At 48.4% G+C, this 17,442-nt stretch carries 18 protein-coding genes; 1 reads left to right on the top strand and 17 read right to left on the bottom strand.

Annotated elements, in window-relative coordinates:
- Positions 1-11: 11 nt before the first annotated feature.
- The 17 genes from coaD to B5E64_RS07175 all read right to left on the bottom strand — a co-directional run bounded on the left by coaD (position 12) and on the right by B5E64_RS07175 (position 16,396).
- Positions 12-509 (bottom strand): pantetheine-phosphate adenylyltransferase, encoded by a 498-nt coding sequence (gene coaD / locus B5E64_RS07255; protein WP_087167854.1) that lies wholly within the window; start codon positions 507-509, stop codon positions 12-14.
- Between the two features lie 40 nt (positions 510-549).
- Positions 550-882, bottom strand: a complete 333-nt coding sequence (locus B5E64_RS07250) for a hypothetical protein (protein WP_162610158.1) — start codon at positions 880-882, stop codon at positions 550-552.
- Between the two features lie 76 nt (positions 883-958).
- Positions 959-2,245, bottom strand: a complete 1,287-nt coding sequence (hisIE, locus tag B5E64_RS07245) for a bifunctional phosphoribosyl-AMP cyclohydrolase/phosphoribosyl-ATP diphosphatase HisIE (RefSeq protein ID WP_087167852.1) — start codon at positions 2,243-2,245, stop codon at positions 959-961.
- A 20-nt stretch (positions 2,246-2,265) separates the two neighbouring features.
- Entirely contained in the window at positions 2,266-2,856 is a 591-nt protein-coding gene (hisB, locus tag B5E64_RS07240) for an imidazoleglycerol-phosphate dehydratase HisB (RefSeq protein WP_087167851.1), read from the bottom strand.
- Between the two features lie 2 nt (positions 2,857-2,858).
- Entirely contained in the window at positions 2,859-4,160 is a 1,302-nt protein-coding gene (gene hisD / locus B5E64_RS07235; RefSeq protein ID WP_087167850.1) for a histidinol dehydrogenase, read from the bottom strand.
- Positions 4,161-4,174: 14 nt separating this feature from the next.
- On the bottom strand, positions 4,175-4,813 hold the full coding sequence (hisG, locus tag B5E64_RS07230; RefSeq protein ID WP_087167849.1) for an ATP phosphoribosyltransferase: 639 nt from the start codon (positions 4,811-4,813) through the stop codon (positions 4,175-4,177).
- The gene (gene hisZ, locus B5E64_RS07225; RefSeq protein ID WP_087167848.1) at positions 4,810-6,075 is read right to left on the bottom strand and encodes an ATP phosphoribosyltransferase regulatory subunit; all 1,266 of its coding nucleotides are present in this window, start codon (positions 6,073-6,075) and stop codon (positions 4,810-4,812) included. Before hisZ ends, hisG begins: the two co-directional genes overlap by 4 nt.
- A gap of 87 nt (positions 6,076-6,162) precedes the next feature.
- Positions 6,163-6,696 (bottom strand): Holliday junction resolvase RecU, encoded by a 534-nt coding sequence (locus B5E64_RS07220; protein WP_087167847.1) that lies wholly within the window; start codon positions 6,694-6,696, stop codon positions 6,163-6,165.
- 20 nt (positions 6,697-6,716) lie between these two features.
- Positions 6,717-7,700, bottom strand: a complete 984-nt coding sequence (locus tag B5E64_RS07215; protein WP_087167846.1) for an RluA family pseudouridine synthase — start codon at positions 7,698-7,700, stop codon at positions 6,717-6,719.
- Between the two features lie 9 nt (positions 7,701-7,709).
- Complete coding sequence (locus tag B5E64_RS07210) at positions 7,710-8,285, bottom strand: hypothetical protein (protein WP_087167845.1); 576 nt, start codon at positions 8,283-8,285, stop codon at positions 7,710-7,712.
- Between the two features lie 12 nt (positions 8,286-8,297).
- Positions 8,298-9,077 (bottom strand): SDR family NAD(P)-dependent oxidoreductase, encoded by a 780-nt coding sequence (locus tag B5E64_RS07205; RefSeq protein ID WP_087167844.1) that lies wholly within the window; start codon positions 9,075-9,077, stop codon positions 8,298-8,300.
- Positions 9,078-9,095: 18 nt separating this feature from the next.
- Positions 9,096-11,000, bottom strand: coding sequence for a YgiQ family radical SAM protein (locus B5E64_RS07200; RefSeq protein ID WP_087167843.1), 1,905 nt, complete (start codon positions 10,998-11,000; stop codon positions 9,096-9,098).
- Positions 10,990-11,679: an HAD family phosphatase gene (locus B5E64_RS07195; RefSeq protein ID WP_242960114.1), complete on the bottom strand. Its 690-nt coding sequence runs from the start codon at positions 11,677-11,679 to the stop codon at positions 10,990-10,992. Before B5E64_RS07195 ends, B5E64_RS07200 begins: the two co-directional genes overlap by 11 nt.
- Positions 11,680-12,414 (bottom strand): pseudouridine synthase, encoded by a 735-nt coding sequence (locus tag B5E64_RS07190; protein WP_242960113.1) that lies wholly within the window; start codon positions 12,412-12,414, stop codon positions 11,680-11,682.
- Entirely contained in the window at positions 12,411-13,817 is a 1,407-nt protein-coding gene (locus B5E64_RS07185) for an RsmB/NOP family class I SAM-dependent RNA methyltransferase (RefSeq protein ID WP_087167842.1), read from the bottom strand. The genes B5E64_RS07190 and B5E64_RS07185 overlap by 4 nt, the downstream gene beginning before the upstream one ends.
- A gap of 58 nt (positions 13,818-13,875) precedes the next feature.
- Positions 13,876-14,718, bottom strand: coding sequence for a M23 family metallopeptidase (locus B5E64_RS07180; protein WP_242960112.1), 843 nt, complete (start codon positions 14,716-14,718; stop codon positions 13,876-13,878).
- A 238-nt stretch (positions 14,719-14,956) separates the two neighbouring features.
- Entirely contained in the window at positions 14,957-16,396 is a 1,440-nt protein-coding gene (locus tag B5E64_RS07175) for an aminoacyl-histidine dipeptidase (protein WP_087167841.1), read from the bottom strand.
- A gap of 115 nt (positions 16,397-16,511) precedes the next feature.
- On the opposite strand from B5E64_RS07175, the gene B5E64_RS07170 reads away from it, so the two are divergent.
- A complete protein-coding gene (locus B5E64_RS07170) occupies positions 16,512-17,441 on the top strand; it encodes a transporter (RefSeq protein ID WP_242960111.1) in 930 nt (309 codons plus the stop codon).
- Position 17,442 lies beyond the last annotated feature (1 nt).

The following is a 17,442-nucleotide window of genomic DNA, read 5'->3' as shown; positions in this document are numbered from 1 at the left end:
ACCTGATTTCTCTACTGTTGTGTATTTCCGGCTTCCGGATATTTCGCTTTTAATGCTCTGGAAACAACCTTAGGAACATATCTGTCTGTATCGGAGCCATAATATGCAAACTCTTTTACCAGTGTAGAACTTAAAAAGGCATATTCCAGACTTGTCGTAAAGAACATGGTATCAATCTCATTGTCCACACTGTGGTTGATCTGTGCCAACTGCATTTCATATTCAAAATCCGTAACGGCCCGAAGTCCACGGATAATCAGTCTTGCATGGTTCTGCTTTGCAAACTCAACGGTCAGCCCTTCAAATGCCTTTACTGTTACATTCGGGAAATCTTTTGTCACTTCCTGAAGAAGCTGCAGACGCTCCTCCATGGTAAAAAGCGGTGTCTTTTTCTGGTTGACAAGGACGCCGATAATGAGTTCATCTACGACTTTTGCCGCCCTTGTGATGATATCCAGATGTCCGAATGTAACCGGGTCAAAACTGCCTGGATATACTGCTTTAATCATCTGTATTCCTCATTTCATGAAAATTTCTTCAATAACTATACTACAAAATACCGGTCAGGTCAAACTGTTTCACGGATGGAAGGGAAAACGGCGCCTGTATCTGACGGAGAATCTCTGTCCTTTGCGGAACAGACGAAGGAAGCTTCTCATAATCCAGAGAAAGGAAGCCTGCAAACAGCAGAATACTGATGACAATCCGGACTCCTAATGTTCCGGTCTGACGCGTTTCCTGTTCCGGATAGATGCTTCCGTAAGCCGCGCGGTATCTCGGGTGGACTGCCGGTGCATGAAGGGGCGACTCCGCCGGATTCTCCTCCCTTGCCCGCATCTGCTCCAGTGCCTCTTTTCTCTTTCTTTCCCGGCTGTCATTCAAAACCATACACCTCCGCTTTGCCGTCTAAAAAAGACAGGATATATAATTATAATATACCCTGTCTTTCCAAAGTATGCTAGTGTCTGTCAGATAATTCCTGAATAATGTCGTTCCAGTCAAGTCCCCGCTCTACCATCAGCACCATGGCATGATAAAGGAAGTCTGAGAGCTCGTATTTCAACTCCTCTGTGTTCGGATTCTTGGCTGCAATAATGACCTCTGCCGCCTCTTCTCCCACCTTCTTCAGAATTTTATCAATTCCTTTATCAAAGAGATAATTGGTGTATGATCCTTCTTTTGGATTCTTCTTCCGGTCCAGGATCGTGCCATATACGGTTTCAAAAATCTGAAGCGGGTTGGTTTCATCATAATCCGTGCCTGCGATAGTCTGGAAAAAGCAAGTCGGATTTCCGGTATGGCAGGCTGCTCCGATCTGCTCTACTTTTGCAAGAAGCGTATCCTTGTCACAGTCGATGGTCAGAGATTTGACATACTGGAAATGACCGGATGTCTCTCCTTTTGTCCAGAGACACTGTCTGCTCCGGCTGTAATATGTCATTTTTCCGGTTTTCACCGTCCGGTCAAATGCTTCTTCATTCATATAGGCAAGCATCAGCACTTCGCCTGTTCTATAATTCTGCGCGATAACAGGAATCAGGCCGTCGGAATTCAGCTTGAAATCCGAGAAATCAAGTACGCTCTCAAAGAAAGTCATCTGGATGCCGCATTCCTGACATTCTGTCTTAAAGAGATGAAAATCCATATCCATGCGGCTGACAAATTTTCCGGAAATGCCTCTTGCCCCCGGACTTTTCAGAATCCGGAAAATCTCAGATTCTTCCATCGTATCGGTCAGGACCACATATGGAATTTCTGTCAGTGTCATCACAGAGTTCAGATCCAGTCTGTGCATGAAAATGATCTCGCTGCTGTATTTTTCAATCAGATGCTGCTGTTTGAAAAGGGTATCGAAATCATTCAGAGAAACGGCTATCTTCTCTTTTCCGAATCTCTTGGACGCTTCCTCCAGCATTTTTACAGAGCTTGCTTTGGAGAAATTCAGAACGACCCGTTTCGCTCCGGTGTAAAGTATCTTTTTCACATCTTCCAGACGTTTGATATTTCCTCCTGCTACAACAGGGATCCCGGCTGATTTTGTGATTTTTTTCAGCAGGTCGATGGACTCCTCATGATCCTCATCCGAATCAGAAAGGTCGAATACAAGAAGCTCGTCTGCTCCCTTATCGCTGTAATGCTTTGCAAGAGCAACCGCGTCTTCCGAGAGAACATCCATATCATCGAACCATCTGACTGCTTTTCCCTGCCATAAAAACAAGCAGGGAACAATTCTTTTATAACTCATCTGTTTTCAGTTCCTTTCTTCTATAAGCTACCTTTTGTAGACCATACTTCCGTCATACCAGGCTCAAAGGAAACGGCCATGTGAAGAGCCTTTCCAAAACTTTTAAAAAGCGCCTCCGCCATATGATGATTGTTTCCTTCATCTACGATTTTCAGATGCAGATTCATCATGGCGCTGTAGGATACTGCATAGAAAAACTCCCGGATCATCTCCGTATCCATTTCTCCGATCTTTTCCACGGTAAACTCTGCCTGATATTTCAGAAACGGACGACCGGAAAGATCGATTGCCGCAAGGGAGAGTGTTTCATCCATTGGAAGGAGAAAGAATCCAAACCTCCGGATCCCTTTTTTATCGCCGACTGCTTCTGCGATCGCCCGTCCAAGAACAATCCCGGTATCCTCGATGGTGTGATGCGTATCTACGTTCAGATCGCCTTCTACCTGCACTTCCAGGTCAAAGAGTCCGTGCCTTGCAAACCCTTCCAGCATATGGTCAAAAAATCCGATTCCGGTCCGGATCTTTGTCTTTCCGGTCCCGTCCAGATTCAGGCGGACGGAAATATCCGTCTCTTTCGTCTTTCTGTGTTGTTCTGAAATTCGCTCCGGCATCGCTATTCCCCCTCTTTTTCAAACCGTACTTTGATCGAATTGGCATGAGCGGTCAGCTGCTCTGCCTGCGCAAAATATTCGATGTCCTCGTGAATTTTCTCAAGCGCATCTCTGGAGTAGGAAATAATGCTGGACTTCTTGATAAAATCGTCGACAGAAAGCGGAGAGAAAAACTTCGCTGTTCCATTTGTCGGCAGAATGTGGTTCGGTCCTGCAAAGTAGTCCCCAAGCGGTTCGCTTGCATACTCTCCAAGGAAGATAGCTCCTGCATTTCGGATCTTTGTCATCACATCGAACGGATTTTTCGTCAGAATTTCCAGATGTTCGCTTGCAATTTCATTGGCTGTCTCGATGGCTTCCTCCATCGTTTGGGCAACAAGGATATATCCGTAATTATCCAGTGATTTCTGTATAATCTCCGCACGGGAAAGTTCCTTTAAGAATCCATCCACTTCGTCGGATACCTTCTCTGCCAGTTCGGCGCTTGTTGTTACCAGAATCGCAGAAGCAAGTTCGTCGTGCTCTGCCTGGGAAAGAAGATCCGCCGCAACATATCTTGGATTTGCGGTTTCATCTGCGATAACCAGAATTTCCGAAGGTCCCGCTACCGAGTCAATGCTGACATATCCGTAAACTGCTTTTTTTGCAAGGGCAACATAGATATTACCCGGTCCTACAATCTTGTCCGTCTTCGGAATACTCTCTGTCCCGTAGGCAAGGGCAGCAATGGCCTGAGCCCCGCCGACTTTATAGATCGCGTCCACTCCTGCTTCTTTTGCCGCAACCAGCGTATGCGGACTGACTTTTCCGTCCCTTCCCGGAGGCGTCACCATGATGATCTCGTCCACTCCGGCAATCCTTGCAGGGATCACATTCATCAGTACGGAAGACGGATAGACCGCCTTTCCTCCCGGCACGTAAACGCCCACACGTTTCAGTGGGGTAACTTTCTGTCCGAGAAGCGTGCCGTCCGGCTTGCTGTCAAACCAGCTGTACTGCTTTTGCTTTTCGTGGTAGCTTCTGATATTTTCCAGCGCTTTTCTGATTACACCGATCAGCTTTTCGTCTGTTTTTTCATATGCCTCTGCAATCTCCTCTTCGGATACCCGAACCGTTTCTTTTGTAAGATGGGCGTGGTCAAACTGTTCGGTATAGGCAAAGAGCGCCTCATCACCTTTTTCTTTTACCTGCTTCAGAATCGCGGCAACCCGCTCTTCGTATTCTCCATAACTGTCCGGACTTCTCTTTAACAGATCCTGTAAAAGGTTCTGTTTTGTCTCTTCTGTCAATTTCTGGATTCTCATCTTCTATCCCGCCTTTACTTTAAAATTTCCCTCAGTCCGGTGATCAGTTCCCGGATTCTGTCATTTTCCATTCTCATGCTGACCGGATTGACGATCATTCTTGCGGAAAGCGGGCAGACTTCCTCCAGAACTTTCAGTCCGTTTTCTTTCAATGTCGTTCCAGTCTCAACGATATCTACAATTACTTCGGAAAGCCCGACGATCGGAGCAAGTTCAATGGAACCGTTCAGTTTGATGATCTCCACCGTCTGGTGCTTCTGGTCGAAGAAATAATTTTTTGCGATATTCGGATATTTTGTGGCTGCCCGGATAATCTCCCGGTGTCCCAGAAGCTCCTTTGCGCTTTCCGGTCCGCAGACACACATCCGGCAGGCGCCGAATTTCAGGTCGAGTACTTCGTGGACTTTCCGGTCCTCTTCCAGAATAATATCCTTTCCGACCACACCGATATCCGCGGCTCCGTACTCTACATAAGTCGGAACATCCGGCCCTTTTGCAAGGAAAAACCGGAGTTTCAGCTCTTCGTTTACAAAAATCAGTTTGCGCGAGGACTTGTCTTTCATTTCCTCACAGGTAATGCCAACCTGCTCCAGAAGCTCCAGCGTCTGTTTTGCAAGGCGCCCTTTACAGAGGGCAAAGGTCAAATATCTCATGACTGTTCCTCCTCCTTCTTCTGTCCGATTGTTTTCCGTTCCCCGGTTTTCAGGTTAATCATCTCGATCTCTCCGTTTTCCGGAAGATAGAGGAGATTCTCCGCCTGATTTTTCTTACCGTACTGGATGTAATAATCCAGGGATTCTTTGGCCTTTTTGCAGAACAGTTCCGTACTGTTCTGTCGTGCCCGGAATTCTTTCGCAAGGCTGATCGCCTGTCTGCGCTGGGAATCCGCATAGACAATGATAGCAGCATTCTCTTCGTAGGAAATCTGCACATGCTGTCTTGCAAGGGCATTCATCAGTTCATCGATAATAACGGCAAATCCGATGGAAGGCGCCCGCTTTCCGAATTTTTCCATCAGATGATTGTACCGGCCTCCTTTGACAACCGCGTCTCCGGTGCCGAATGTATATGCTCTGAAAATCACGCCTGTATAATAGCCGTATGCACCGCTCATGCTCAGGTCAAATGTGATATATTTCTGTACGGTATATGCTTTCAGAATTTCATATGTATCTTTCAGACGTTTGATGGCGCGTTTTGCAAGCTCGTTCGGCGCAATCGCCATCGCCTTATCAAGAACTTCCGGTCCTCCTACCAGTTCCGGCAGATGGCCGAACAGCTCTTTCATCTCCGGTTTGACATTTGCCTCGTCCAGGAGCTCCGTCACACCGTAATAATTCCGGTTTGAGATCAGCTGCCGCAGGTGTTCCTCATATTCCGGCGGAAGTTTGGCTTCCTTCATGAGACTGTACAGGAATCCGACATTCCCTACGCTGATCTGGAAATTCTCAAGACCGGACTGTCTTAAACAGTCCACAACCATTGCCAGCATTTCCGCATCCACATCCTTGGAATCTACCCCGATATACTCGGCGCCAAGCTGTGTATTCTCCCGCAGGCGTCCCTGATAGCGGGAATGGTTGATAAACGTGTTTCCTATATAGCAAAGCCGAAGCGGCTTTTCTTCGATTTCATACAGAGCCGAAGCAGCTCTGGCAACAGACGGCGTAATATCCGGCCGAAGCGCAAGGATATTTCCCTCCCGGTCAAAAAATTTATATAATTCCTTCACAGAAATCGTTCCGATCTCTTTTCGGAATACGTCAAAATATTCGAAGGTCGGCGTCTGTATATCATGATAGCCATAAAGATGCAGGACGTGATGCAGCTTATCCTGCAGTGCCAGCTTTTTCCGGCACTCTACTTTGTAAATGTCCCGTACCCCTTCCGGTGTGTGTAAAATTTTCTGTTTCATGTCTTATCCACTCTTTCTCTTTTTCTTTTTGTTCACTTTATCATGCTACCATGTTAAATTGAAATTACAACGAATATTATAAAAATCTTACTCTCTTTTGTCAAGATCTTTCTGTATCTCATCCAGATAAGGAACCATGCACCCGCTTTTCAATGTGAAGAAAAATTCGGGATCCAGTTCTTCATACCGGATACTTTTTCTTCCGCCTTTCTCCATCCGTTCCCAGAACCGCTTCAGTTCCTGAAAACGCATGTAGTAAAGCTCTGTCCTTCCCGTGTAGAGGATCAGCAGAAAGGCGATCCCTCCCTGACGCTCAAATTCCTCCATAAATTCTACCTGATGCCGGTGTACATTCTGAAGCGGGAAGGTGTCCGCCGCGCACTCTTTGGCATCGAAGCAGACCGGAATCCCCTGCACGGCGCCGATATAATCGACGGTACTTCTCTGGTCGAAATACGCCAGGGTAATGTGCCGGTGTTCTTTGTCGATCCGGACCGGAGTGATCGGCGTTGGAATCTTCTGAATCAGAGCAAGGCCTTTGTTGCGGTATTGTTCATTTGTGTGATTGATATAGTCCTCCAGGGCAGAACCCCGCAGTCCTCTCGATGTCCATGTGGCCATGTTGCTGCTCCTTTTTCACTCTAAATATATACTTTTTGAATCATCTCAAACTGTTTCGGAAGCTCCGCCCGGACGATCAGGCCGGACAGCTTTTTCAGTTCTGCCGTTTCTTCCGGGAACTCCATCCGGTATGCATGAAGAAGCTGGTGTGTCAGTCCGAACTCCTTTTTCAGACGGTCGTTTTCTCTCCGGTTTCCGTATTTGTAATCTCCGATAATCGGATATCCGAGGGAAGCAAGGTGTGCCCGGATCTGATGGGTCCGTCCGGTAATCAGGTGCACCTCCAGAAGGGTGTGCTTCGCCCCTGTCTGAATTGGAACATATTCGGTCTCGATCGGGACGCTGCCCTCGGAAGGCTTGGAACTGATCGATACTTTGTTATGCTGCTCGTCCTTGGTCAGGAAACCGCAGGCCCGGACAGGCTCTTTCATCTGTCCGTACACGATGGTCCGATAATACTTCCGAACAGAACGGTCTTTCAACATCCCGCTCAACACCTGAAGGCCCCGCAGGCTTTTCCCGGCTGTCACAATGCCGCTTGTATTCCGGTCCAGGCGGTTACAGATGGACGGGCGGAAACGCCGAAGCTCTTCCGGTGTGATCTCCCCCTTTTCCAGCAGGTAGGCTGTCAGATACTCAACCAGAGAGATGTCGCCGGGCGATGCTTTCTGCGAGAGCAGTCCGCACGGCTTGTTGACAAACAGTACATCCTCATCTTCATAAAGTACCTGAAGCTTTCCGGCCAGTGCTTTTTGATCCCTGACAGCCGGCCCCTGGGACTTGCTTTCGGAAAATTTTTCGATCGTCTCATCGGAGAGAAACATCTGGATAAGGTCTCCCCCGGTAAGATGTTCGCTCCCCGTCATCTTTTTCTTATTCAGGGTGATGTTTTTTTTCCGCATCATTTTATAGATAAAGCTTTTTGGTGCCTTGGACAGGTATTTGGACAAAAACTTGTCCGCTCTTTGCCCGGCATCATTCTTTTCAATTCTGATTGTCTGCATTGGATTCTCCTATACCGCAGCCGTCAGGATCAGCCGGCGCATTTCACGCACCGCTCTGTCCGGCTGCCCTTCTGATTTCTGCTTTGTTTCTCCAAAACTTTCGGCCCGCTTCAGAAAGGAATCGTAGTCAGTAAAAATTTTGACTGTTACTTTGTCGTAATGATTCTCTTTCAGTATCCGGGCGAGATATGCCTCCACCTCTGCCGGAGGAACCTTGGTTCTGGAAACATACCCGCAGATCAGGTGTCTGGAAATCAGGAGTACATCTACAGGCATTACTTTCTCCGAGCTGGTAAGCACCATGTCATAAGCGGAAAGAATTCCGGCAGCCGCTGTTTCCACCTCCCTGACTTTCTCTTCCTCAAAAGACCGGTATGGCAGCAGCATAATCATTCCGACAGCGGATCTGGCGGCCGGAAGGCATCCCAGAATCGCCACGATGGTAAGCAGATTGTTTCTCGTGTGTGTTGTCAGATATCCGGTCAGAAAGACGGCAATGCTGATCCCAAAAAGAAGGATGGTGATCAGGATCCGCTTTTTCTTCTGGTCCTTGATATAACCTGGCATCCCTTTTGTAATTTTCATAAATGCTCCCCTTTATTTCATCCATTTGTCCATGGCGTAAAAGATGACATTCTCCGGCATCAGTTTACCGGCGATCCTTGCCCCTTTCATCAATGTTCCATGAACAGAAACAGGCTTTTTCATTTTTGCATCCAGCAGTGCGGTCCGGACTACATCCTGCGCCGAAACCATCGTTGCCTGTTTGGCCTTGCTGTTATTGGTTCCGGACACCTCAAAGAATTCCGTATCCACAGGTCCCGGGCAGACCGCTGTCACAATGATTCCGTCTTTTTTCAGCTCTTCGGCGAGTCCTCTGGAGAAGCTGGTGACATACGCCTTTGTTGCCGCGTAAACTGTAAATCCAGGCTGCGGGCAAAAGCTTGCCCCGCTTGATATATTTAAAATCCTGCTTCCCTTTTTCATGTACGGGAGGATCATCAGCGTCATTTTCGTGAGCGCGCGGCAGTTGACGTCGATCATCCGAAGCTGGGCCTGCGGATCGTGCCCGGCAATCTCTTTTGCCTCTCCGATTTTTCCAAATCCGGCGGCATTTACAAGCATCCGGACATCCGGATTCTGATTCTCGAGGCGGTTTAAGATTTGCTTATAGATCAGATCTTTTTCCAGATCGCCTGCAAAAATCCGGACATAGATCCCGGTTTTCTCCTCCACGGTCTTTTTGACCTGTTCCAGCCTTTCCGCTCTTCTGGCCGTGATCCATATCTCATCAAGCTGCCTGTAAAATGCGGGGATCCGGGTTACAAACTCTCTCCCGATCCCGGAAGATGCTCCTGTCACAACTGCAATCCTCATATACATTCCTCCCTGCTGCTATTTTTTCTTTTTCTTATGTGTATTTCTGATGGTTTTCTTTTTCCTCGGTGCGGCAGCCTCCTTTGACTGCTGCCGTTTTTTTGCAAAATACCGGTCCTCTTTTGTCTGCCTCGGACGGATCAGACAATGCTTTCCGAACCCAATCAGATCTTCCCGCCCTGCTTTTTTGAGAGCTTCCATGACCAGCTCATAGTTTTTCGGATTCCGGTACTGAATCAGCGCCCTCTGCATCGCCTTTTCATGCGGGGACTTCGGTACATAAACCGGCTTCATTGTCCTTGGATCGACTCCCGTGTAGTACATACAGGTGGAGATGGTGGACGGTGTCGGATAAAAGTCCTGCACCTGTTCCGGCATATAACCAAGATCCCGCAGATATTCCGCAAGAGCCACCGCCTCTTTTAAGGTGGAGCCCGGGTGAGACGACATCAGGTATGGCACCAGATACTGTTTCTTTCCAAGCTGTTCGTTGATCTTTTTATATTTTTCAGTAAATGCGCGGTACACGGAATTCTCCGGTTTTCCCATCATCTGAAGAACCGGGTCCGCAATATGTTCCGGCGCTACTTTGAGCTGCCCGCTTACGTGATATTCGCAAAGCTCCCGCATAAAGGTATCATCCGGATCTGCCATGACATAATCAAACCGGATACCGGAACGGATAAAGACCTTCTTGACCTTCGGTATTTCCCGGAGGCTTCGCAGGAGCTTCAGGTAGTCTTTATGATCCACATTCAGATTTTTGCATGGTTTCGGGAACAGGCACTGTCTGTGCTTACATGCTCCGTGAGTCAGCTGCTTGTCACAGGCCGGATGCCGGAAGTTGGCAGTCGGTCCGCCTACATCGTGAATATATCCTTTGAAATCCGGCTCCTCCGTCAGAAGTTTCGCCTCCTCAACAAGGGACTCATGACTTCTTGTCTGAATGATTCTGCCCTGATGGAATGTCAGTGCGCAGAAACTGCAGGCACCAAAACATCCCCGGTTGCTGATCAGACTGAATTTCACTTCTGAGATGGCCGGAATTCCTCCGTCCTTTTCGTACATCGGATGATAGGTCCGCATGTAAGGAAGCGCGTACACATCGTCCATCTCGGTCTGGGACAACGGCTTTGCAGGCGGATTCTGTACGACATAGACGTGCTCCGAATACGGCTCAATCAGCCGCTTTGCCGTAAACGGATCCGTATTACAGTACTGGGTATAGAAACTCTCGGCATAACGAAGCCTGTCTTTCTGAAGCTCGGAATAGGCCGGCAGCTCCACGGCGTCATATATCGCTTCCCGGTCTTTGACCTTGCAGACTGTCCCGTCAATATAAGTCAGGTCTTCCACCCGGATTCCGGCGTTCAATGCATCTGCGATTTCCACAATGGAGCGTTCTCCCATTCCGTAGGAAATCAGATCCGCTCCGGAATCCAGAAGCACGGAGCGTTTCAGCCGGTCAGACCAGTAATCGTAATGGGCCAGTCTTCTGAGACTTGCCTCGATTCCGCCGAGAATCACCGGCGTCTTTTTGTACGTCTGGCGGATCAGATTTCCGTAGACGACGCAGGCGTAATCAGGACGTTTCCCCATGACGCCGCCCGGCGTATAGGCGTCCTGGCTTCTGCGCTTCTTGGAAACGCTGTAATGGTTGACCATGGAATCCATATTTCCGGCCGATACAAGAAATGCAAGTCTTGGCTCCCCGAAAACGGTAATGCTGTTCTTGTCCTTCCAGTCCGGCTGTGCAATGATCCCGACTCTGTATCCATGAGCCTCCAGAAGTCTTGTAATGATGGCGTGTCCAAAGGACGGATGGTCTACATAGGCGTCTCCGCTGATGTAGACAAAATCAACCTGATCCCATCCCCGCTCTTCCATCTCTCTTCGGGAGACCGGTAAAAACTTATTTTCCATCTGTGTTCCTCTCTTTGATGCGATCCATTACATCGTGAAAATCATGGATGTAATAGTCGGCAAGTTTTTTCTTTTCCTGATCCAGTGGACGGGAAAACTCATCGTAGACGGCGCACACCTGCATGCCCGCGCGTTTTCCTGCCAGAATCCCCATCGGCACGTCCTCGAACACAAGACAGTGCTCCGGCCGGACCTGCATGTCCTCAGCCACCTTGAGGTAAATATCCGGAGACGGCTTTCCAACGTTTACCTCCCCGGAAGTCCGCATGGCCGTAAAATAGGTATCGATCTGAAGCGCTTTCAGTGCTGCTTCAGCAAGAGTCCTTCCGTTGCTCGTCGCAATTCCGAACAGGATTCCGTTTTCCTTCCCATACCGGAGGAATTCCTCCACTCCCGGTTTCAACGTGACCTCCTCGGTATATCTCTGGTAGGCAAGGCTGGTCCATTCGTCCATGATTTCTTCGGTCGATAGTGCCATGTCAAATGTATCCCGGAAATACTGTGCCGTCTCATGGTAGGACTTTCCCTCGATCGCTCTGTGAAAATCATCCGGAAGCTCCAGATGATATTTTTTTACATAATATGAATCAATGTCCGGCCAGATCCACATGGAGTCGATCAGGGTCCCGTCCATGTCAAAGATCACTGCTTTTGTTTTTTCAGTCATATCTGTTCTCATTTAGCTCTCCTTTGCCCAGGCCTGTTTTAACGCATCAATTTCTTCTTCTGTCAGCCGGCGCGATGCTCCTTTTGGGAGCGCCGGATCCAGATTCAGTGTCCCCATCCGGATTCGTTTCAGATAGACAACGTGCTTTCCAACCGCCTCAAACATCCGTTTGATCTGGTGATAGCGTCCTTCCTGTATTGTGATGGAAATTTCGGAACAATTCTGCTCCGGATCGGTATTTAAAATTTCCAGCACTGCCGGAAGTGTCAGAGTATCGTCTCCGATATCCACTCCCCGTGCAAATGCGGCTGCGTCCTCTTCCGTGACAATACCGGAAATGACAGCCTCGTATGTCTTATCTACATGCTTTTTCGGTGACAGGAGACGATGGGCCAGCTCTCCGTCGTTTGTCAGAAGCAGAAGCCCCTCTGTGTCCTTGTCAAGGCGTCCCACCGGAAACAGATCTTTTCTTGCCGGATTTTCCAGCAGCTCCAGTACGGTCCGCTCTTTGGAATCCTCTGTCGCAGATACGACACCGGCCGGTTTGTGGAGCATATAATAAACATAAGGCTCATACCGGTACGAAATGCCAAGGCACCGGATCCTGGCGGTTTTTTCCTCTACTTTGACCTCCGGCTTTTTGATGATCTCTCCATCCACGCTGACCTGTCCTTTGCGGATCAGCTTTTTGACTTCCTGCCGGCTGCCTGCTCCCATCTCTGTTAAAATCCGATCTAACCGCATCATGATGACATCCATCTCCATCCTGGAAGATATTTGTTCTTCAACGTGCCCTGGGAAAGCTTTCCGAATCCAAGTGGATATCCGTCCACGCAGACGAGATACCATCCCTTTTCTTTCGGCCCGGTCAGATCATCGGTGAGAATCGTCTCACCTTTCAGATATTTAATTACACGCTCATCTGAAAGCGGAAAATCGAGAATATTCTCATATTCGTCTTTTTTCAGATTCATCGCAAGCGCCTGGCTTGGCTCAAATCTTCCTTTTTTCAGTTCTCCGATGAGAAGACCGCTTCGTAACAAGCGGATGCCGGTAAGATCCGGCAGCCCTTCCGGCATATAGTAAACCCGTTCTTTACGGATATCAAACCGGCCGGCATCAAACGGGCGGTGCACAAGCTGTAAGAAATTTCTCAGATCTTCCGGCAGTTTCTCGTAGGAAGCACTTCTTCCTTTCGCCGGGTGAATCCTGGATGTCTGTGTTTCGGAACCTTCCCCGTTCCCCTTTTTCAGAAGGGCAAGGTAATGTCCCTCGCCTTTCATGTGATGTGGGAAAATCCGGACGGTTTTACGAAACTCTTCCTGACGGATGGAAGCATATTCCGGGCGTCCTTCCCGGAATCCTTCATATGGGCGGATCTCCTGAAGTTCAAACTCCGGATACTGTTCCAGAAGCCGGGAGACGCTTCCCTCATTTTCCAGCGGGTCAAACGTACAGGTGGAATACAGAAGCATTCCGCCCGGCTTCAACATTGCTGCGGCCTGGGTCAGAATGCTTCTTTGAAGTTTTGAGAAAAACTCAGGGCCGTGTTCCTCCCATGCCTTCATCATCTTTTTATCTTTCCGGAACATCCCTTCGCCGGAGCACGGAGCGTCGATCAGAATTTTATCAAAATATTCCGGGAAGTAGTCCATCAGCTTTCCCGGCTCCTCGCTCAGAACAAGCATATTTCCGATTCCGAACAGTTCGAGATTCTTTAAAAGTCCCTTGGCCCGGGAGTTGCTGATATCATTGGCGATCAGCACGCCCTCTCCCTGAAGCTTCGCTCCAAGTTCCGTTGCCTTTCCGCCGGGAGCGGCACAGACGTCCAGCACCCTCTCCCCCGGTGTAATATCCAGGCGGTTGGCCGGTGTCATGGCACTTGGCTCCTGCAGATAATAAAGACCTGCGTAATAATACGGGTGTCTGGCCGGGCTTTCTTTTTCTCCGTCATAATAAAATCCGTTTTCGATCCACGGAACCGGGGTAATGGAAAACGGACAGATCTTTTGGAATTCTTCCACGCTGATTTTGGAAGTATTGACACGGAGGCCATAGTAGCGCGGCTCCTCATAGCAGGCCGTATATGCATCAAATTCTTCACCCAGGAGGGTTTTCATTTTCTCTTCAAATGCTTTTGGTAACTCCATATTTTCTCCTTTCGCATACAGAGTCAGTATACCATACCTGCAGCAAATTCTCCATGCTTCAGTCACTTTTTCTACAGAAAAGTTTGGAGTCTTCCACATATCGGAGAATCCAGTATGGATTGATACTGATTTCTTCGTCCGGCTCTTCCAGATAAATCCCAAGATGCAGGTGTACCGGGAATTTACCCGTTGTCCCCTCGTCTCCGTATCCGCTGTCACCCATATACCCAATCAGGTCGCCCGCCTCTATCTCCTCCCCGATTTCCACATCCGCGTAAGAATCCAGATGAGCGTAATAGAAATAGCCTCCGTGAGGTGCCGTGATCCCGATCCGCCATCCTCCTTTCGGAAGCCATCCTTTACTTGTGACCGTTCCATCCGTCATGCTGACAATCGGGAAAATCCCTCTTTTATTTTCGGATGCCATCAGATCCGTCCCCTCGTGTCCCCTCTTTCCTCCGTAAGTCCGCTCATACATCCAGGAATCTTCGTAGGTGACGGTAAGATCCGGCTCCTCTTTCCAGAACATAACCGGAAAATACCGGACATCCGCCCAGATCTTTTCGCAGGCTGCCATATAGGCGGAATAAGACGGGCTGGCCCGCCACTGTTTTTCGATCTTCTGAAAATTCTGCTTTGTCAGTGAAGGGAAAGAAATACCCGAGTGGAAGTTCTGTTCCAGAAGAAACAGTCCGGCCGCCCGTCCCGGTTCTTTGGATGTTCTCATATACGAGACCATCTCCTCTGTCAGCTCATGACTGCGGAAAAACTCTTCCGAAACAACGCTTTTGCCAAGGGAAAAATAAGATGCGTCATTTTGAAGTTTGGGAATGGCAGCTCCTTCCAGAATCAGAAGAAGAACCAGTATCAGAAACTGCATATATCCTCTGCGTCTCTGCATATGTGCCAGCTTCCCCCTTTTTGACTAGTAATATGAAATGTCCGGCCGGGATATGACAAAGAGTTCCGCTCGCGGAACTCTTGCGCCGAGCGCGGTCGCTTTAGCGACTAATTTCTGCTTTGCGCGAGTGCGCATCCCGCGGAGCGTTTTTTGTTTAACAGGGAACGGAGTTTCCTGTTAAACAAAGAGTTCCGCGCCGGCAGCATTCCTGTCACCGGCGCGGCGTCCACATTCTGTTTTATTTCAGTTTTGCGAGAACCACTTTGATCATTTCCCATACACGCGCGGTTGACTCGATATCCAGACGCTCATTGACAGAGTGTACATCCGGGATATCCGGTCCGAAGGAAACACAGTCCAGTGTCGGCTTTTTCGCAGACAGAAGGCCACATTCCAGTCCGGCATGTACAGTAGAAATCACGGCATCCTTACCTGTGACTTCCTTGTATGCTTCCGCCATCAGAGGACGTATTTTTGATTCTTTCTGATACATCCATGCAGGATATTCTCCACTCTCTTCATGAGTGCCTCCAAGCATTTCAGCCCATGTCCGGAAAATGGATTTTAATTCCTGCATCTGGGAGTTCACGCTGCTTCTCAGATAGTACATCAGGGAGATGGCTGTCTCATCAGTTTTTACAATACCAAGATTCAGGGAAGTCTCTACCACACCTGGAAGATCTCTGCTGAGTCCCTGTACACCGTACGGTGTGCAGACCATTGCAAAAATCACTTTCTTTGTGACTTCTTTTGTGAGTGCCTGTACCGTCTCTTCCGTGACGGTAACCGGAACCTGAAGATCCGGTTCATCAGAGGAAAACTCTGCCTTTAATGTAGCTTCCATGTCAGATACAATCTCCTGAGCCTTCTTCGGATCTGCCACTGCAATTACTGCTTCTGCCGTACCGGCAATGACATTATCTTGGGAACCTCCACTTACGGATACAAGAGCAATCTCAGTACCCTGATCGAGATGATTCAGGATTCTTCCCATGATTTTATTTGCGTTTCCACGCTGCTCGTGGATCTGGGATCCGGAATGTCCTCCCCGGAGTCCTCTTACTTTGATTCTCATCACAGAACCGCTCTTTTCTTCCCGCTCTGCAGGAATCTTCAAAGTCTCAAGAACACCTCCTGCACAGCCTGCAAGAATAATGCCTTCCTCTTCTCCGTCGATGTTGAGGAAAATATTTCCCTTGATCTGTGACATGTCAAGGGCATTGGCTCCGCCCATTCCGATCTCTTCGTCTGTTGTCACAATAACTTCCAGCGGCGGATGCGGAATATCATCGCTGTCGAGAAGCGCAAATGCGTAGGCAATGGCAATTCCGTCGTCACCGCCAAGTGTTGTTCCTTTCGCTTTTACATATCCGTCTTCTACATAAAGCTCCAGAGGATCATTCTCAAAATCGTGATCTGAGCCCTCCACTTTCTCGCAGACCATATCCATATGTCCCTGCAGAATGACCGGCTCCGAATTTTCATATCCAGATGTTCCCGGCTTTTTGATGATGACGTTCCCCGCATCGTCCTGTATGTATTCCAGATTCCGTTTTTTTGCAAAGTCCACACACCAGTTGCTGATTTTCTCATCGTAAAATGTTCCTCGCGGAACAGAGGAAAGCTCCTCAAAAATCTGAAATACTTTTTTTGGTTCTAATTGTTCCAGTACTGCCATTGTTATCTCCCTTTCTCTCGTTTTTTACCAAATCTAAACTTATTATAGCATAGTGCTTCTAAAATCACCATATTTTTCATACAATTTATTGACTATTTTTACCAAAGGAACGATTTTGAAACGTTATTTTTTTGTCATTTTCACGATTTTCCTATTTGTCATCATGCTGTTGTTTCCGGGAGATGTATTTCAGGGGGCCAGGAACGGGCTGCTGCTCTGGTTTGAGACGGTACTTCCGACTCTGCTTCCTTTTCTGATTATTGTCAATATCATGCTGAGGACCAGTCTGATCCGGCACATTTCACGCCTTGTCTATCCGGTCCTCGGACCTTTGTTTTCTGTCAGTCCGGGCGGCTGCTTTGCGGTGCTTACCGGATTTTTATGCGGTTATCCCATGGGTGCGAAGGTCACGGCGGATCTGGTGCGGGACCGGAGGATTTCATCCCGCGAGGGGGCATATCTGCTCTCTTTCTGCAATAATACCAGCCCTGGTTTTATGGCCGGGTTTGTAGTATGCCAGACGATCGGGGACCCTTCTCTTGTCTTTGGATCCATGATAATTTTTCTTCTTGTTCCCGTGGTACTGAGCTTCGCCTTTTGCAGGATCTATCTGAAAAAAGAAACCCATCCGGCACCGACAGTTTTTCACGGAGACAACGGACGTTTTTCCATGGATGTACTTGATCTGTCAATTATGGACAGCTTTGAAACGATAACCAAAATCGGGGGATATATTATTGTATTTTCCGTATTTCTGGAACTTGCGTGCAAGCTCCCCTTCGCCGGTACTCTTCCAGGCAGGCTGCTGCTTTCTTTTCTGGAGATCACAAATGGAGTGGTAATGCTGGAAACACTCCCTCTTCCCTTTTCGTTACGCTATGCCTGTATCATGGGACTTTGTGCCTTCGGAGGATTTTGTGCCGGTGCACAGACAAACGGCATGCTGAATGGAAGTGGTCTGAAAATCACTCCGTATATTGCAGAAAAACTGGCTGCCGGTGCGGCAGCCAGTCTCATGGCGTATCTCTATATTCAAATACTGTAGC

It is taken from the genome of Drancourtella sp. An12, from assembly GCF_002160935.1.
Lineage (GTDB): Bacteria > Bacillota > Clostridia > Lachnospirales > Lachnospiraceae > Sellimonas > Sellimonas catena.
Note: the sequence above shows the minus strand (reverse complement) of the source record. Positions and strands in the feature narration are given on the sequence as shown.

Bases quoted from the DNA above. Each gene is read 5' to 3' on its own strand.
- hisG (WP_087167849.1), bottom strand. From the start codon at position 4,813: ATGAGATATTTGACCTTTGCCCTCTGTAAAGGGCGCCTTGCAAAACAG.
- B5E64_RS07215 (WP_087167846.1), bottom strand. From the start codon at position 7,700: ATGCAGACAATCAGAATTGAAAAGAATGATGCCGGGCAAAGAGCGGAC.
- B5E64_RS07185 (WP_087167842.1), bottom strand. From the start codon at position 13,817: ATGGAGTTACCAAAAGCATTTGAAGAGAAAATGAAAACCCTCCTGGGT.
- hisB (WP_087167851.1), bottom strand. From the start codon at position 2,856: ATGCCGGAGCGAATTTCAGAACAACACAGAAAGACGAAAGAGACGGAT.
- B5E64_RS07175 (WP_087167841.1), bottom strand. From the start codon at position 16,396: ATGGCAGTACTGGAACAATTAGAACCAAAAAAAGTATTTCAGATTTTT.
- B5E64_RS07220 (WP_087167847.1), bottom strand. From the start codon at position 6,696: ATGGCCACATGGACATCGAGAGGACTGCGGGGTTCTGCCCTGGAGGAC.
- B5E64_RS07190 (WP_242960113.1), bottom strand. From the start codon at position 12,414: ATGATGCGGTTAGATCGGATTTTAACAGAGATGGGAGCAGGCAGCCGG.
- B5E64_RS07195 (WP_242960114.1), bottom strand. From the start codon at position 11,679: ATGAGAACAGATATGACTGAAAAAACAAAAGCAGTGATCTTTGACATG.
- hisIE (WP_087167852.1), bottom strand. From the start codon at position 2,245: ATGAGTTATAAAAGAATTGTTCCCTGCTTGTTTTTATGGCAGGGAAAA.
- coaD (WP_087167854.1), bottom strand. From the start codon at position 509: ATGATTAAAGCAGTATATCCAGGCAGTTTTGACCCGGTTACATTCGGA.
- hisZ (WP_087167848.1), bottom strand. From the start codon at position 6,075: ATGAAACAGAAAATTTTACACACACCGGAAGGGGTACGGGACATTTAC.
- B5E64_RS07210 (WP_087167845.1), bottom strand. From the start codon at position 8,285: ATGAAAATTACAAAAGGGATGCCAGGTTATATCAAGGACCAGAAGAAA.
- hisD (WP_087167850.1), bottom strand. From the start codon at position 4,160: ATGAGAATCCAGAAATTGACAGAAGAGACAAAACAGAACCTTTTACAG.
- B5E64_RS07205 (WP_087167844.1), bottom strand. From the start codon at position 9,077: ATGAGGATTGCAGTTGTGACAGGAGCATCTTCCGGGATCGGGAGAGAG.
- B5E64_RS07200 (WP_087167843.1), bottom strand. From the start codon at position 11,000: ATGGAAAATAAGTTTTTACCGGTCTCCCGAAGAGAGATGGAAGAGCGG.
- B5E64_RS07180 (WP_242960112.1), bottom strand. From the start codon at position 14,718: ATGCAGAGACGCAGAGGATATATGCAGTTTCTGATACTGGTTCTTCTT.